Here is a 19,899-nt window from a genome sequence, read left to right as displayed (position 1 = left end):
AAAAATTATAAACTACGACTCTTAACTTGTATATAACTGAGTTATCAATGGAACGAATAAAAAAGGATCAGAAATTTCTGATCCTTTTCCAATGCGTCCGTTTTACACGCGACGTCTCATTTTTTCAAGTAGTAATGCAATCACACCCATAAATGATATGAATAGACCAAGTTGAGCAATCGAATTATTGATTCCGGTTGCTGGTAGTTTTTCTCCACCATCAACTGTTCCAGTTCCATTGTCCGTTTCCCCAGTTGTTACTTTCACGTCAAATGTTGCGCTTGCACTCTTTTCAAGTCCTTCTGGACTTGTTTCTGTGAAGACGACTGTATATGTGCCTGCTTCAAGATTATTTAACGCTCCATCAATAACTAAACCTGTTCCTGATTTGATATCACCAGTAGCTGATGTGATGATCCATTTCATTGCAGATTCTGTAATTGCTGGTGTTGCTTCAATCTTAGTAGGATTTACAGCTTTATCCACAGAAATGACAGGGTTTGGATATCGCATCGTAATCGTAGATGATACTTTTGATACGAGTCCTGTCACACTTGTTTCTGTAAAGCTAACTTCATATACTCCTGCAGGTAATGTATCAATAAGTGATTGTGTCACTATTTTTCCTTCACCAGTATGGAGTATTGCTGTTGCATCGCTAATTGCCCATTCTAATTTTGAATCTACAAGTTTTTTATCACCTGTGATACTTCTTGGATTAATTGGGCGATCAACGCTGATTTGTGCTTGTGGCACGAGTACAGGATCTTTTTTAATGGTAATGTTTATTGAACCATCTTTAGTTAATCCTTCTGGACTTGTTTCAGTAAAGGTTACTGTATACGTTCCATCGGCGAGTCCTTGTAGGTCCTCTACAATCACTGAACCTGTTCCTGATTTGATGTCACCAGTAGCTGATGTGATGACCCATTTCAATGTTGATTCCGCAATTGCAGGTGTTGCTTCAATCTTTGTAGGATTTTCCGCTTTATCTACAGTTACTGTCGGATTTGGATAACGTACTTCAAACTCATCCAGTTTTCGTGAAGTTTCTCCTGTAGCACTACGTTCTACATAGGTTACAAAATATCTTCCGGCGTCTAATCCTTCAAGAATGTCTTGAGGAATTGCTGCACCTGTACCGGTATGAACAGTTGTTAATCCGTATCCGATTGTCCATTCTAATGTTGAATCGGATAATTTTTTACTTCCTGTAATACTTGTTGGATTGTAGTAACGATCTATTGTCATTCCTACTTCCGGTAAGACAACATCTGTTTTTGTCGTAAATGTTGCGTTTGCATCTTTGGTTAGTCCTTCTGGACTTGTTTCAGTAAAGGTTACTGTATACGTTCCATCGGCGAGTCCTTGTAGGTCCTCTACAATCACTGAACCTGTTCCTGATTTGATGTCACCAGTAGCTGATGTGATGACCCATTTCAGTGTTGATTCTGCAATTGCAGGTGTCGCTTCAATCTTTGTAGGATTTTCTGCTTTATCTACAGTTACTGTTGGATTTGGATAACGCATTGTAATGGTTTCAGATACTTCTGATTCCAATCCTTTGACTGTTGTTTCTTTAAAGCTCACTTGGTATGTTCCTGATGATAATGCATCAACGAGTGATTGTGTCACTGTTTTTCCTTCACCAGTATGGAGAACTTGTGCGCCATTTTTGATTGTCCATTCCAATTTCGAATCAACAAGTTTTTTATCACCTGTGATACTTCTTGGATTAATTGGACGATCCACAAGAATTACGGCTTGTGGTAATTCGACAGGTGCTTTCACTGTGAATTCTTTTTGAGCATCTTTGGTAAGATCCTCTGGACTTCGTTCAGTGAACACCACTGTATAGCTACCATCTGCTAATCCTTTTAAATCTTCAGTGATGATTGAACCTGTTCCTGATTTAACTTCAGTTGTGCCAGATTTAATCACCCATTTTAAGCTTGACTCAGCAATTGCAGGTGTTGCTTCAATCTTTGTAGGATTTTCCGCTTTATCTACAGTTACTGTTGGATTTGGATAACGTACTTCAAACTCATCCAGTTTTCGTGAAGTTTCTCCTGTAGCACTACGTTCTACATAGGTTACAAAATATCTTCCGGCGTCTAATCCTTCAAGAATGTCTTGAGGAATTGCTGCACCTGTACCGGTATGAACAGTTGTTAATCCGTATCCGATTGTCCATTCTAATGTTGAATCGGATAATTTTTTACTTCCTGTAATACTTGTTGGATTGTAGTAACGATCTATTGTCATTCCTACTTCCGGTAAGACAACATCTGTTTTTGTCGTAAATGTTGCGTTTGCATCTTTGGTTAGTCCTTCTGGACTTGTTTCAGTAAAGGTTACTGTATACGTTCCATCGGCGAGTCCTTGTAGGTCCTCTACAATCACTGAACCTGTTCCTGATTTGATGTCACCAGTAGCTGATGTGATGACCCATTTCAGTGTTGATTCTGCAATTGCAGGTGTTGCTTCAATCTTTGTAGGATTTTCTGCTTTATCTACAGTTACTGTTGGATTTGGATAACGCATTGTAATGGTTTCAGATACTTCTGATTCCAATCCTTTGACTGTTGTTTCTTTAAAGCTCACTTGGTATTTTCCTGCTGGTAATGCATCAACGAGTGATTGTGTCACTGTTTTTCCTTCACCAGTATGGAGTACTTGTGTGCCTTCTTTAATTGTCCATTCCAATTTCGAATCGACAAGTTTTTTATCACCTGTGATACTTCTTGGATTGATTGGACGATCGACAAGAATTACGGCTTGTGGTAATTCAACAGGTGCTTTCACTGTGAATTCTTTTTGAGCATCTTTGGTAAGATCCTCTGGACTTCGTTCAGTGAACACCACTGTATAGCTACCATCTGCTAATCCTTTTAAATCTTCGGTGATGATTGAACCTGTTCCTGATTTAACTTCAGTTGTGCCAGATTTAATCACCCATTTTAAACTTGACTCAGCAATTGCAGGTGTTGCTTCAATCTTTGTAGGATTTTCTGCTTTATCTACAGTTACTGTTGGATTTGGATAACGCATTGTAATGGTTTCAGATACTTCTGATTCCAATCCTTTGACTGTTGTTTCTTTAAAGCTCACTTGGTATGTTCCTGCTGATAATGCATCAACGAGTGATTGTGTCACTGTTTTTCCTTCACCAGTATGGAGAACTTGTGCGCCATTTTTGATTGTCCATTCCAATTTCGAATCAACAAGTTTTTTATCACCTGTGATACTTCTTGGATTAATTGGACGATCCACAAGAATTACGGCTTGTGGTAATTCGACAGGTGCTTTCACTGTGAATTCTTTTTGAGCATCTTTGGTAAGATCCTCTGGACTTCGTTCAGTGAACACCACTGTATAACTACCATCTGCTAATCCTTTTAAATCTTCAGTGATGATTGAACCTGTTCCTGATTTAACTTCAGTTGTGCCAGATTTAATCACCCATTTTAAGCTTGACTCCGCAATTGCAGGTGTTGCTTCAATCTTTGTAGGATTTTCTGCTTTATCTACAGTTACTGTCGGATTTGGAAACCGCATTTTAAACGTTTCCGTCTTTACTGATTCCTTGCCAGTCTTGCTTATTTCTTTAAAGCTCACTTGGTACGTTCCTGCTGGCAATGCATCAACGAGTGATTGTGTCACTGTTTTTCCTTCACCAGTATGGAGTACTTTCGCACCTTCATTAATTGTCCATTCCAATTTAGAGTCTACGAGTTTTTTATCACCTGTGATACTTTTTGGATTGGTTGTTCGATCAATAAAGAGGCTAACTTCTGGGTCATCTTCAACTTCACCAGTTACTTCGAAATTTTTGAATTCTGAGTGTTTTTTTGGCGACCCTTCCAACATAGCTGTGAATTTAACTTGGTACTTACCTTTCTCTAAAGAGTCAATCGTCTTCTTAGGTACTTCACTTCCTAGATCTCCAGCAACCAATTCTCCGGAGTTCTTAGTGATTTCCCATGAAATCCACGCTTCTTCGACTGGGCTTTCTCCCCACATTCTTGTTGGATTAATTTCCTTATCAATATTTGCTTTAACGGACATTAGAACTACTTTGAAAGAATCTTCTAGTTTATATTTTCCACCATCAAGCTCATATTCAAATGCAACATGGTATTTTCCAGCGGGTAGATTATTTAGCGTTGAATTCGAAACAAATTCGGTACTTTTAGTTTCTACTACTGAACCGTCTTCTCGAGTTAAAATATAGCTCGCAGCATCAACACTGAACTTCGGAAAGAGTGTAATTTCCGTCGGGTCAATCTTCGAGTTTGAAGGAACTGGTCCTACAAAATGAATCTTAATACCATTGACATCTTCTGCACTTCTAACAACTTGCGATATAGGCGCATTGCTTTCTTCTGCCGAAATACCGATACTTGCACCACTTAGTGCCAACGAGATACTAGTTGCATATAATAATACTTTTTTAACTTTTCGCATATTTCCCCCATTTGTAATTGAGCTAGTGGAAACCACTAGCTCAACTCTTATTACTCAGTCTCTTCTTTTCGTCTTTTAATGAGACTAATCAGAACAACTAACAATCCGCCCATAGCAATTTGCATTCCTAGTGGATTTGTACCCATACCAGTTTGTGGTAGTGTAGGTTTTTCATTTCGGATTGGATGTTTAACTTCATTGGTTGGTTTAAATTCGCGTTCTTTTTCAGACTTACCATAAGCGACGTTGATAATTTCAGCTTCTTTTAGATCTTTAACATCTTTGACCTTAACTTCAAAGCTTACGTTGACACGTTCTCCTGGTTTAATCTCTGGTATGATCCAGTGAATTTCAGAACCTTCAGTAATCTGAGTTCCTTCAACACTTGAACCAACACTGTTTGCGACATATTCAGTTAACTCTGGAATCGTATCTTTGACTTCAAAGTTAGTTAGAACTGTGCTTCCTGTATTTTCTACATTAATTGTATACTTAATCGTATCTCCAGTTTTCACTTGAGTACCACTCACAGGATTACTTTCTTTACTGATCTTGTAACTTGATGTTGTTGGGTGAATTATTTCTTCCGTAGGAACTTCTGGTTCACCAGGAAGTTTAGTTGTCGCAACGTTTCGAATTGTCGCATTTTCTTTCGTTAATGCCACAGTTACTTTGAAGCTAACAACAATTTCTTCACCAGATTTAAGTTCTTTAATTGTCCAGTTGATGACGCCATTGGATTCTGTACTTGTAACAACATCTGGATTGCTCGATGTGATACTTGATGCAACCAACTTAGTATTCGCTGGGACAGCATCCGTTACGAGCATATCAAACAATGTATCACTTCCAGTGTTTTTAACTGAAATTGAATATGTAATCACATCGCCATTGTTTACAACTGTTCCAGATTTTGGATCACTTGATTTGTGTGCTTCATACGATGCACTTTGACGGTGAATTGTTTGATTTGTAGGTGTGTATTCTTTATCGGCTGGTAATTTTACATAACCGATATTTGTAATATCACGTGTACCTTTTTCAACCATTGGATCAACTTTGACAGTGAAGCTTGCTTCTGCAGTTTCACCTACTCCAATTTCACCAATTGTCCAGAACAAGTCATCACCTTCCACACTCATTGTTGCAGTATGGCTAGACTGTTGTGTACCTTGAACATATTTAGTAAATGTTGGAACAGTATCTTTGACCATTAAGTCTTTAAGAACTTGATCACCTGTATTTTTAACTTTAATGGTATACGTAATGTCATCTTTTCCATTAACCATTGAGCCACTAATTGGATTTGATACTTTCTCAATTTCATAGCTTAGTTTTTGCTTGTGATTTGTTTCTTCACTTGGAACTGGTGGTTCTCCAGGTAAGTTCGCAAACGCAACGTTTCGAATACTGTTTGAACCTTGTGTACTTAGTGGGTTCACAGTTACTTTGAAGCTCAGAGTAATTGTTTCGCCAGCTTTGAGTCCGTCGATGACCCAGTTCACTTTGCCATTTTCAAATGATGGAGTTGTTGTTGCACTACTTACATCATCTGCTGCTTGGCTATTTTCAACAAAAGTTGTTCCTGCCGGAATTGCATCACTTACATTGAGTTTGTTCAATGTTTCTTCACCTGTATTTACTACAGATAAGAAGTAAGTAATTTCATCGCCAGCTTTAACGATTGTTCCATTTTTTGGATTCGATGTTTTGTGGAATTCATAGGAACGATCTTGTTTGTGGATAACTTCTTCTGTTGGTACTTCTGGAATTTCAGGGAAATTTGCATACGCAACGTTCTTAATAGTACGTGTGTTGTCATTTCCTAATTCATTAACGGTTACTTTGAAGCTTAGAATCATTGTTTCATCTTTCTTCACACCATTAACTTCCCAGTAGAGTGTGCCATCTTCAAGTTTCATTGTTGCGGTTCCGCTGCTTTGATCATCGAATGTTTGGCTGTTTTCTACATACGTTGTTCCTTCAGGGATAGCATCTTTAACATTTAGTTTACTCAATGTTTCTTCACCTGTATTCACAACTGTTAAGCTATATGTAATTTCATCGCCAGCAGTTACGAAACTTCCTGTTACTGGTGTTGATGATTTGTGGAATTCGAATGAACGTTTTTGTTTGTGTTCAACCTCTTCCGTTGGTACTTCTGGAATTTCTGGGATTTCAGGGAAGTTTGCATACGCAACGTTTTTAATGCTGCGGTTATCATCTTTTCCTAATGCGTTAACAGTGACTTTGAAGCTGAGAATCATTGATTCACCTTTCTTCACACCATTAATATCCCAATACAGTACGCCATCTTCAAGTTTCATTGTAGCGGTTCCGCTGCTTTGATCATCGAATGTTTGGCTGTTTTCTACATACGTTGTTCCTTCAGGGATAGCATCTTTAACGTTTAGTTTATTCAATGTTTCTTCGCCTGTATTCACAACTGTTAAGTTATAAGTAATTTCATCGCCAGCAGTTACGAAACTTCCTGTTACTGGTGTTGATGATTTGTGGAATTCGAATGAACGTTTTTGTTTGTGTTCAATTTCTTCCGTTGGACGTTCTGGTTCACCTGGTGTGCTTGAATAAGCAACATTTCGGATTGTACGTTCGTCGTCCACTTTGAGTTTATCAACGGTTACTTTGAAGCTTAAGATGATTGTTTCACCTTTCTTCACGCCGTTAACTTCCCAGTAAAGCGTGCCATTTTCTGATTTCATTGTAGCGGTTCCACTACTTAGATCATCAAATGTTTGGCTGTTCTCAACATAGGTTGTTCCTTCAGGGATAGCATCTCTAACGTTAAGTTTGTTCAATGTTTCTTCACCTGTATTCACAACTGTTAAGTTATAAGTAATCTCATCACCAGCTGTGACAAAACTTCCTGTCACTGGGTCAGAGCTCTTATTAAATTTGTATGAACGATCTTGTTTGTGTTCCACTTCCTCTGTTGGATCTGGTGGGACACCTGGTAGATTTGAGTACGCAACATTTCGGATTGTACGTTCATTTTCAGTGCCTAAATCTTTAACAGTAACTTTAAAGCTTAATGTCATTGTTTCGCCTTTTTTGAGGCCATCAACGTTCCATTGCAATTTGTCATCTGTTTTTGACATAACTGCGGTTGCGCTGCCACCTGTATATGTTTGGCTTCCTTCCACAAAGACGGTTCCTTCTGGAACAGTATCTGTAGCGACAAGATTGTGGACACTTGTTTCACCAGTATTAATGAGTGTTAAGTTATATGTAATAACGTCTCCACCAGTTACATACGTACCTGATGCAGGTGTTGAATCCTTATGGAACTCATATGAGAGTTTTTGTAAGTGTTCAACTGGGTTAGTTGGTGTTGGTTCTGGGTCTTTTGGAAGGGTGACGTAACCGATATTTGTAATCTTACGTTCGCCTTTTGTATCCATAGCATTTGCTTTAACTTCAAAGCTTACTTGTACACTTTCGCCAACTGCCACAGCTTCGATATTCCATGTTAATGGACTATCTGCGGACATTGTTCCAACATGACCGCTTACAATCTTCATACTATTTGGTACAAAGGTTGTAAACTCAGGAACCATATCAGTAATCGTGAGATTTCTTAATGTTTGGTTACCTGTATTTGTTGCAGTGATGGTGTATGTAATTGTTTCATCAACATCTACATAGCTTCCTGATGCTGCAACTGCATCTTTACTTACGACATAGCTCAGTTTTTGAGTATGGCGTGTAGTTTCTGATTCTTTAGGAGTTTCATCATCTGGTAGTTTTGCATAGGCTGTATTCAAGATTTCTTGTTCAGCACCATTTGCCTCGAGAGCATCAACAACAACTTCAAACTCGAGTGTCATTGTTTCCCCTTTTTTAAGACCGCTAACGTTCCAGCTTAATGTATCGCCTTCAGTCATAACAGCTGTTCCGCTTCCACCTGAGAATTTCATACTGTTTGGTACATACTGAGTATGGGTAGGAATTGCATCTGTTACGTTTAAGTTATTTAGTGTTGCTTCACCTGTATTTTCGACTGATAAGATGTATCGAATTGTCGAACCACCATCCACGACACCATCAACTGGATCACTTGTCTTGTGGATTTCGTAATCAGTTTTTTGATTGTGAATAATCTTATTCGTTTCTTTTACAGGTTCTTCATTCATCTTGTATTGCGCAATATTCTCAATTACACGTTCACCAATTGCAGTCATGTCATCTGCAGTAACTTTAAAGCTGACTGCTGTTGATGTCTTACCTGCTAAATTGTTGATATCCCATGATAACGTTTCCGTACTATCATCAGATACAACAGTTGCTTCACCAGAATCTGTTATGCTTCCCGCAACATATTTTGTATGTGTTGGAATAACATCCGTAATTCTGATTGATTTAATTGGTTCACTTCCTGTGTTATGAACATTAATACGGTATTCAATTTCTTCATTTCCAGCAACATAACTTCCTGATACTGGAGTACTGTCTTTAACGACATTGTACGATAGATCTTGATGATGAATAATCGTATTTGTTGGTCGTTCATCCGGTTCATCTTTAAGTTTTCCGAACGCTGTATTTTCAATTGTTCTGGTACCTACTTCTAAGAGTGGTTTCACAGTAACTGGAATATGAATTTCAACAGTTTCATCAGTTTTTAAACCTTCGATTGACCATTTCTTACCATCTACATCTGTAATATCTTGAACGACGGTTGAATCTGGTTTCGTAATTCTTATGCCATTTTCAACAAGTTCAACTTCATTTGGTAACACATCTCGGATAATTCCGTTGTTGATTGTTTCATTACCAACGTTAGTAAATTTAAGTGTATAGACGATTGTATCGTAACCTTTAACGGTTGTGTCATTCTCAACATCACTTGTTTTCTCGATAGAATACTGGCTTTGTTGTTCGTGAGTAATGACATTTGTATTCTTGTAAACTGGAGCTGTTTCAAGTTTGTACTGACCCACGTTAGTAATATAACGTTTTCCTGTATGATTCATTTCTTGAACGTTAACTGTAAATTGTACAGTAGCTTCTGATTTTGCAGGAATTTCGTCAATTGTCCATTCTGCAACTCCGTTTTCAACTTTCATAATTGACGTTGAATTGCTTGATGCAATTGTATTGTCAACATAAGTTGTGAATTGTGGAATTTCGTCACGTAACATAAAGTTGGTTAGTGATTCTTCTCCACTGTTATTGATGGTCAAGGTATAAACAATATTACTTCTTCCATCTACAAGTCCTTCAGCAACATCAGCAGATTTGACTACTGCGTACTCAAGTTTTTGTTTGTGCTCAACTTCGTCAGTTGGGACTGTTGGGATTTCAGGGAATCCACTGTAAGCAACGTTTTTAATACTTGATTCGCCGTCGACACTTAATGGGTTAACCGTGACATCAAATTTCATTTCAAGTGCTGTTTGTGGTTCCAAGTTACTTACGTTCCATTTTAGAACATCACCATCTTGGCTCATTACTACAACAGCATCATCATTTCCTTCATGTTTCATGCTACCAGCTACAAATGTTGTAAATTCTGGAATTGCATCAGTAACATTTAGATCATTAATTGTTGATTCCCCAATATTTTCTAACTTGAGGATATATGTAATGACATCGCCACCATTTACATAACTTGGTGCTTCAGGCGTACTTGGTAAAGGATTTGAACTCTTGACCAATGTATACTTGATGCCTTGTTCATGTTTTGTTCCTGGTGTCTCTTCAGGTGTATTTGGTTCAACAACATATTGTGCGGCATTAAGAATTTCGCGTTTTCCAACTTCTTTCATTTCGTCAACAGTGACTTTGAATGTTGGTGTTGTTGTTTCACCTGTAGTAACTTCATCAATAACCCATTTCAATGTATCACCTGTTTGTGTCATTGTGACACCTGTTGTAGGATCAACACTTTGGCTTCCTTCGACATATGTTGTGTATGTTGGAATCTTATCGGTTACTTCGACGCCACGTAATGTTTCGTGACCTTTATTTTCTACAGCAATGAAGTATTGAATTTCGTCACCAGCATTAACGATACCGTTTCCTGGTGTACTTGTTTTTCTTACTTCATAATCCATCATCTGTTTGTGTTTGATGATGTTTGTTTTTGTAGGAATTCCATCATCTGGTAATTGTCCTTGTGCCTGGTTCGCAATTTCTCGCTCACCCTTCACAGTCAATGGATCTACCGTGACTTTGAAGATAAGTTTTGCATTGTCTCCAACTTTGAAGTTATCGAGTTTCCAACTTACTTTTCCTACTTCCGCTTTCGGTGTAATTGTTCCTGAACCTGTACTTGTGATGCTATTTTCAACATACTTAGTAAATTCAGGAATCATATCTTCAATGCGAAGATCATTCAATGTTTGTTTTCCACTGTTTGTTACATCAAGCGTATATGTAATAACTTGTTTACCATCTACAAATGTATTTTCTGCAACATCACTGCTCTTAACAAGAGTAAATGCTGCTTCTTGATGGTGTGTAATTTTATTTGTTTTTTCATATTCAGGCATTCCATCAATGATGTATTCTGCCTCATTAACAATATTTCGTGAACCAATTTGTGTCATTGGATTTACACGAACTTTGAAGTTTACTTCAACCACGCCATCTTTTTCAACTTCAGCAACTTTCCATGTTGGAACGCCAGCTTCTAGTGACTCAGTAACATCAGCGCGATTTGATTTCATACTTCCTTCAACATATGTTGTATAGCTTGGAATAGCATCACGAATGACGACATTATCAAGACTTTCATGCTGGAGGTTTCTCAACGTAATCGTATACTCAATTTCTTGGTTTCCGTCTACATATGTATTTGCTTCGACATCACTTGTCTTAACAATTTCATAGCCGAATTTTTGTTTGTGTACGACCGTTGATTCTTTTGGTGTAGTTTCTTTAGGTAATTGTGAATATGCAGTATTTGGTACATCTCGTGAGTCAACATCCCCAGCTACAAGTCTGTCAACCGTTACGTTGAAGATCAAATCTACAGTTTCATTAGGAGCAAGATCTTCGACAGTCCATGAAATCTTACCGAGTCCATGATCTCCACCTGCTTCGTATTTACCACCTAAGTTTGGATATCCTTCAACGACTTTGTACTCTGTAAATTCAGGAATACTATCCCAAACATTAAGTGCGTTAATTGTTGAAGATCCAGTATTTTTAACACGTAAAGTATATTTAATAGTTTCTGGTCCATCAACTAATGAACCACTTGCAGGGTCACTAAATTTCTCGAAAGTATAGTGAATGCCTTGATTGTGTTCAATTGTATTCGTTGGTTTTGGTGTTGGAATACCATCAAATTGATAGTAACCCGTATTTTCAATCGTTCTGCTTCCTTCTGCTTCCATTGGTTGTACTTCAACATCGAAACTTACGGTTGCTACAGATTTACCTGCCAACTCTGCAATTGTCCATTTTAATGTACTTGTAGTATCGTCTTTTGTTGCATCAACACTACTTGCAATTAATCCAGCCACATAGTTAGTGAATTCTGGAATCGCGTCAGTAATGACAAGATTCTTCAACGGTTCTGTGTCTGTATTTGAAATCTTAATTGAATATTTAATAATATCTTTACCATTTACGGTTGTTCCGTGAACTGGATTACTTTCTTTTACGATTGTATAGTTCATGGATTGTTTGTGTTTAATGGTTTCTGATGGAATTTTTGGCAATTCATTGAGTGATACATATGCTGTATTCTCTATCGATTTTTCCCCAACTGTTTGAAGTGGTTGAACGACAACTTGATACGTTACCGTAACAGTTGCACCAGCCTCAAGATCAGTTATATTCCATACTGCTTCACCGTTTTCCACTTTACTTTCAGTGTTTGCATGATCAGATGTTAGTTTTCCATCTTCATTTAATACAACACCTGCAGGAATTGGATCGGTAATTTTTACATTTTTTGCAGTTGCTTTTCCATCATTTGTAACAGCAATGGTATATGTGATGACATCGCCACCTTTTACGACACTACCGTCTGCTGGATTTGAGCTCTTAACAATTTTTACATTTGGCTCAGCAACTTTGTGGTACGTTGTTTCTGAATTTTTGGTTACTTCAGTTTCAGTGTATATAGCAGTGTCTTTTACATTTTGAACGACACCATTCGAATCGATAAAGTCTTCTTTGTAGAATTTACCTTCTTTTTGAATGTCTTTCATTACTGCTGTATTTTCAAATTGTTTTTCATACGTTTGTGGGTCTGTATCCGTAAGTGTTGTGCTTGGTGCGACAACTCTAAATGTTAAGTAAGCTTCTTCGCCACTTCCCATTTTGTTCAGTTCCCATTTCAACGCATTGTTTGCTTGTGTTGGTTCTGTTTGAGTAACCGTTGCTTGTGTTCCCGCATACGCATTTTGTGTTGCGGAATCTCGGAATACGGCTTTCATCGAACCTGGTACATATGTAACACCTTCTGGCACTACATCGTCAACTGTAATAACATCTGACAGCATTCCTTCACTACCTGTATTTTTAACCTTGAGGCGATACTCTACAGTTTGTGATAAGTTTGTTGGAACTGGATTTGTACTTGTTCCTCTGTTTTCTGGATCAAGTCCTGTTTCCGTTACCAATGCTGCAGTTTTTTCAATTTTTGCATTTCTTGCAATTATCTTATGTTGAACTTGAATTGATGGCAACTCAGTGTCACCAACAACGATTGTTCCGTGGTTACCAAAGTCACGTTCTGTGACCCCTTCCGGTAATTTGTCCACCACTACTTTGAACTCATACAGTGTCTTACCGATACTTACATTACGCACACCCCAATACACTGTTCGTGTTTGAGGATTGTATGCAGCTGAATCTGGTAATACTTCCCATGATGAGTTTACATCTTTTACTCTAATTGAATTTGGTACTAAACTCATTCCTACAGGAATTTTGTCAGATACCTTAACACCAGTCAATGCACCACGAGGTGAATTAACAGTAAGTGTATATGTAACAACGTCTCCTTCTGAAATTGATGGTTTTTCGCCTGGGGCGCCATCAAGTTTACCAGCAGGATCCGCACTCTTCTCAATTGAGTATGGATAGAAGAATCCAGCATCATTATTTGAAGAGACAAAGTTTAAATCTTTCATTGCTGATAGTTCTGGTAATTTTATTTCATCAATAAATGCTTCTTGAAGAATATAATTACTGTCATATTTTCCTTGTGCATCACTGTCAACACCTTGAGGCACACCTGGAGCTTTACGTTCGGTCAACTCATAGTCAGACAATGTAAATCCTGACGCATCTACGAAGTTAACTTTATATTCTCCAGCAGGAAGGTTATCAAATGAGTATTGACCGCGACTATTTGTTTCCTGTGGTCGAACGGTTTTACCCATTACATCTTTTACTGTATTTCCATCTTTATCAGTTAATCTGACACCAACACCAGCAAGTAGTTTTTCATTAGCATCACGTTGCCCGTTTCGGTTTGAATCGAACCAAGCTTGGCCACTGATCATACGTTTAGCAACACTTACTGTTTTCGATGGTGCAACTAATGGGACTTTCTCATCACCTCGAACCACCGAAATGTTATTACCATAAATATTACCTGGCATGTTTCCAACTGGTACTAAGTTATAGGATATATCAATTCCAGTCATTGCATCTAAATCACCCACGAGTGCTATTGCAGTAACTTTCTCTCCAGCAGGAATTGTAAATGTGAAGAGCTTGTCACCACCAGATATTGAAGCTGCAGTCCAACCCGTAACGTCCACGTTTGCAGCATTATTGGTTGTTTTTTGAACTCCCGTATCTGTTGTATAAACAACTCTTAATGGTGTAAGTTTTGGACTTTGACTATATTTAACATTAATTGACTGTAAATCATATGTTCCATCAAATTTACTTCCTCTACCATCGCCATTGTACGGTAAAATATCTAGGAGTTTTGCATCCATTATTGCATTATTTCCTGCATTACTATAGCTAATATTAAATCCTACAGTTCCAGATAATTCAATAACTGGCTTAATAGCATTTTTTATTACAGATGTTGGACTGTTTTTAATTATCCGCACATCTGCATTGTCGATGTTTCGGTTTGAAGCCATAATTCGCCTCATATCTAGATCTGACGAAATTTTTACAGTATTACTTAGTATTTTTCCATCCTCGACATCAGTTACTGGATTTTCCAATGTACCAATTGTTGCTGAAAATCTAAGTTTTTCCATTGGCGCTCCGACTAATAAATCCGGAATTGTCCATGTTAACTCTTGGTATGATTGCCCACTTTTATTTGTCTTAGTAACAATGACTGGCTCTAAAATTTCACCACCAGTGATTGACCCTTGTTGACCCGGCGTTTGATTCGGTACATACTCACCACCGAGAGTACCACTTCCTGCATTATACTTAACATTTGGAGGCAACTCATCAACAATTTTAACTGTATCTCGAAGCTTACTATCAGGATTTGGTAAACCTGAAGTAAATTCAAGTGTTGGAGTAATTAAATAGTCGATAACTCGTTCTCCACTTCCTAAGTTAAAGTTATATTTGGGTTTGTTTCCATCGGTTTGTTCAACAACTTTTGTTACTGTTGTTTTGTCTCCTATAATAAGCAATGATTGACCTTGCCATGGGCCTCCACCGTGCGTTCCAGGAACAAGATTTCCGTCTTTATCATATGCTGTTTTTGTATAGCTTGAGTTCATAGTTTCGGTCGGTGTTGGATATACACTTGTTGGATTAAGTCGTGAAACACTTTCGTCCAGTTTGTTTGATTCAGTATAAACCCTTAAATCATTTGTTGATTGATAGACTTTTCCAATTTCAGCCGTTTCCTTTATATACATGAACGATCCGATTTGGACGGTTCTTCCCGCAGCTACTCGAGTATTTCTACCTTCATAAAGAATTGCTACTGGAATGTATCCCTTACTTACCAATTCGTCTACCGTCGCAAAATATACAAGATCTTCTTCTCTGGTACTACCCATCTCAGCATCGTTCTTCCAGCCAGTTTTATCTGGTTTTGCACCATACAGAATTCGTGGTGATTTTAAACCTACGCTATTAGTAGCTACAAACTTAGCTGCATATCCTGTTTTTGCATCCACCGGCATAAATGCCTTATCATCAAATTTTTGAAGTAAATTATAACTTTGTACTTCTAAATCTTTTTCGTTTGATACACCGGATGAAACAGTTGACCACATTGTCATATTATGGCCGTTAGTAGTTGATCCATCACCCTGATCCCACTGAGAGTAATATGCCTTATCTTCAAGCGAGACGCTTGACTCTTGTCCGAAAATTGTCCTTTTCGTGTATGAACCCGGCAATGTCTTCTCTATTCGTTCAACCGTTTTATTATCAGAAGTCACCATATCAGAAGTCACTTTTTGACCCGACTTAGATTCTGCTCTGATGTTAGTTATTTCTGTAGTTCTATAATATTCATACTGCACGTTTTCATTGTCTATTGGATTGAACACCTGTATGTATCCTGCAGTAAAAACTGCTTGATTTTTATCATACTTAATCGGGTCCTTCGATGTATCTCCTCCATTATGCGTTGGGTAAATGACTGAATCGAAAAGATACTTATCAAATGTAAAACTATAACTATCTAATCCAGTCTTAGTCATACCAACTTTTCCCACTTCATTTCTAAAAGCAGAATGTATATTTCCTGGACCAAGAGCAGAGAGCGAGACTGGTGCGGCTTGAATCCCCAGTACACTATTATCTCCAAGCCACTGCATGTTACGTCCATATGCTCCTTTAGATCCGTAATTATTCAATTTATAATCCCAAACTTCTGGAGTTAGTATATTCGTAACGTCTTGCCGAGTTTCAGGTTTTCCCATAACTTGGCGTTCATACTTATACTTTAAATCAAAGGTTATTGGTCCTGTCGGAACTTCTAAACCCTTCAGTGATCGTTCTTCCTTGTTGTTGTAAATTGAAATACTAATTGCTTGAGCTGTTAGTCTTCCCAATTTGGGATTTACACTTTCGGGTGTAGCCACATTTCCTTTATCAAAGTCAAAATCATCTTTTAGAGATAGCCAATTTGTTGGCACTTGAGTTAGTTTAACATTGATCTTTGGTAACGCAGATACTGTGGTTACTTGTGTTTCTAGAGTTTGTTGACTATTGCTTTTTTCATTTCCATCAAGCCATAGTTTGAATGTAGGTTTGATTTGTTCACCATTTTGAGCACCTTTAACATTTAGAAGCACTTTAATAGGTTGTGTACCCGGTATCGGTGACTTACCGTTAGCATCTTTCGTTATTTTAATGTACCCGGTCATTGTCTGTTTATTTCCTACAACAGTAACCTTTGGTTCTGAGATTTCAGGCATGTTTTTTGTATCAAACTCTGCAACATCAATAGGTTTGTCTATTGTAAATTCGACATAAATTCTTGCATCAGTAAATGAGTCGAACTCTGATTTATCCCGAACAGCTAATGTTGTATCCAAATCGTAACGAATCGTATCAAACGAGCGTACTATTCCGTTATGAGGTCCTGAGTCATTCCCTGGGTTGTTATCTGCATCCCACTTTTCGGTACCATCATATACCTTGACGATTTTGGAATTACTTATGAATGCGTCATCAGGACTTTTTGCGAGATCCCCACCGGGTTTTTTGACGTTTGGTTTTAAATTATCTTCTTCCCATTTTATATCTATTTTTTTCGCAGGAAAGTTTAAGTTTCCATCAACATCAGTATCGTAGAATCCTTCATCAGATCCATCAACTTTTCCATATACGCGATAGTAAGGATTTCCATCTTTACCTGTAAATGAGTAGAAGAATGAACGTGGAGTAATTGTCTTATCCGTTCCTTTATCTACAGGATCGTTATAGTACGGTTGTTTAGTCGGTGCTGTACTATTTTCTACAAATCCTTTTTTCGATAAATTTAAGAACTCTTTTTCAATGCTCTTAATGACCGAAACTTCTGGTGCACCAAATCGTGTATCATATTTACCTTCGTCTGTAATTCGATGCCATCCTTTTGTTGCACTTGGATCTGTCACATTTGTTACTTCACCGAACGATCTATATGCAGATGCGGATGAATTCGTTTCATATTTATATACGTCAAATCCAGCTTTTGAAGATTGTGCAGCATCCTTAGCAAAACCATTGGCTTCACTTGGTGTTGTTCCCTCAACTGGTTTGACCACGAAGTTATAAGGTGCAATTGTCATATTTTCATTTGATAAATCAATGACACTTTCAACAGTAACTGTGTTTCCAAACTCATTTGAGCTATAGAAACCCTTGTTCGCACCATCTACAGTTCCGTATACGCGATAGTAACTGATACCATCACGACCCACAAACGTATACACAAGTCGACCAGTTCCTGTTGGACCTTTATAATATGCAGGGATTACCGATGCATCAGGTATTTGTTGTTCAAATACACCATCTGCCATATTGATAATTTGCTCAGATTGCTCACTACCATCGACTGTTTCTTCGCTATTGTTAAATATTGCGTTCGTTTTTTCGTCTTTAGGAACAAATGCTTCGCGTTCCTTGTCGATATCAATTTTTTCGTTGGACTTTAATGTTTCAAAGTCTTTATCGATTTCATAGAACCCTGGATTTTGTCCATCATATGTTCCATAAACGCGATATACCTTTTTATTTTGTGTATCTTTCGTTACAAAGATTTTCTCAGCAATACGTGTACGAAGTACAACGTCTCCAGCTACGGACTGATCAATCGTTGGCTCAGATTTTGATGCGTTATCAGCTTTTACGCTTGCATCTTCAGTATTGTTACTTTTCTCGATTGTTTGTTTCTTTTCATTAGCCTTTTTAATCGCTGCATCATTAATTTCCTGCAATGCGATATCTACCTTGTGAAGTTCTTCCTGTGTTACTTCTTTATAATACTCAGGGAAATTTCCATCTGGAATTGTTACGATCTCTCGGAACAATGTTGAATCAACTTCAGCAAGAGGCGTTTGCGCATTAACTGTTGTGAAACCAATTGATAATGCCATCACAAAAGCTAATGAACTTCTTAGGAATTTACTTATATTCCCTTTCATTAAATTGTCCCCCTACCTATTTCAACGAACCAAAAACTGCTTGCTCTATGTCCGCTCTTAAAAGACTGCGTTCATCCACAGTAAGTTCTTGTTGGTTGAAATCTATTGCCGTATCTTCTGGCAAGAATATTTTATGACTTTCGTCATTAACAAAAATGATAAGTGGTCTGAAGCTCATTGCCTCGTCAGGTATGTCTTCATGTTTTAAAAATTCTGTGATCCTTCGATTCACATCTGTTGTGAATGCTGTTTCATTACTCATGTCAATATAGTTTGCCTCAAGTTTTAAATCCTTTAACACATCATTTAGTGTGGGGATTATGTTTAAGCTTGCATAACTACCTGGATGCGCCACAACATATACACCATTCTCATCATTCGTTAACGCCTTCGTTACCGATTCATAGTCTACGGTTCTAAATTGGTTAGTTTTTGGTACCCCTTTGTATGCGCCCATGTCAGCACTGTTGTTTGCACAACCAGTTGCGAGTAGCACAAAAATAATGGATATCATCAACCATTTTTTCATTCGTTTATCATATCCTTTCTACGTGATGTAGACTTGACATTTATTTGCCTACCATCAACTTTTTATACTCAAAAAGAAAATGTAGTTAAGCCCCCGCCCCCCGTTCTATGATTATGTTCTTTTTCAATATAATTTCCGATATTCCCAGCACCAAACGATGTTGGGTGCAAGTGCCATGCTCAAAAAGTGCCTTCGATAATCAGCACCATTTGATTGATAAATATCAGAATTATAATCTATTGATCTAGATTCCATAATTCTGTGGATACATTATACATTAAGTTTTACACAAAAAGTTCATACAGACTCGGCATAAAATTTATATTTAAATACAAACCTAACAATTTAAGATTTCGTTCTTAGATTGTTTTCGATTTGTTTGGTTTATGAATTTATGAACGCATTGTTTGTTAGGGTTTCCGGTTTCATCACAAGCAATTTGTATCTTCTGACTAGAAAATTGGTCAACGCTTAAGCATCCTTCAATTTTCTAGCATAGAATGCGGATTTATTACCTTTTTTAAAAATGTGGAAAACTTTCTGGCGGTCACATTTAAGATATAACGTTCATTCTAGCCATTAGACTTTGTGAAGCGTAAATGTAAAATATAAGCTTTTTTGAAAAAGTTTGACTAAATAATTATGACTTTTATGAAATTTTGTTGAAATGAGGTAAGAATTTTGCGTTTTCGGTGTAAACCTGAATTTTTGAGCTTACAGCATAGTTTCGTCACATTGTTCAATGTCTTTAAACCCAATCAAATTGTACCTTTTACGTCATTTTAGAGAGTACAGTTTGTTGTATAAACTATTCCAATTTGTTCCCTATTTTTCGATTCCGCA

3 protein-coding genes are annotated in these 19,899 nt (G+C 37.6%); all 3 read right to left on the bottom strand.

What is annotated here, in order from left to right; all coding sequences use genetic code 11:
* Positions 1 to 102: 102 nt before the first annotated feature.
* The 3 genes from G7061_RS01095 to G7061_RS01085 are packed head-to-tail and all read right to left on the bottom strand — an operon-like array spanning position 103 to position 19,056.
* A complete protein-coding gene (locus G7061_RS01095) occupies positions 103 to 4,467 on the bottom strand; it encodes a hypothetical protein (protein WP_166118091.1) in 4,365 nt (1,454 codons plus the stop codon).
* 50 nt (positions 4,468 to 4,517) lie between these two features.
* Entirely contained in the window at positions 4,518 to 18,527 is a 14,010-nt protein-coding gene (locus G7061_RS01090) for an SdrD B-like domain-containing protein (protein ID WP_166118089.1), read from the bottom strand.
* 16 nt (positions 18,528 to 18,543) lie between these two features.
* A complete protein-coding gene (locus tag G7061_RS01085) occupies positions 18,544 to 19,056 on the bottom strand; it encodes a hypothetical protein (protein WP_166082626.1) in 513 nt (170 codons plus the stop codon).
* Positions 19,057 to 19,899: the final 843 nt, after the last annotated feature.

It is taken from the genome of Erysipelothrix sp. HDW6B, assembly GCF_011301115.1.
Classification (GTDB): domain Bacteria; phylum Bacillota_I; class Bacilli_A; order Erysipelotrichales; family Erysipelotrichaceae; genus Erysipelothrix; species Erysipelothrix anatis.
Note: the sequence above shows the minus strand (reverse complement) of the source record. Positions and strands in the feature narration are given on the sequence as shown.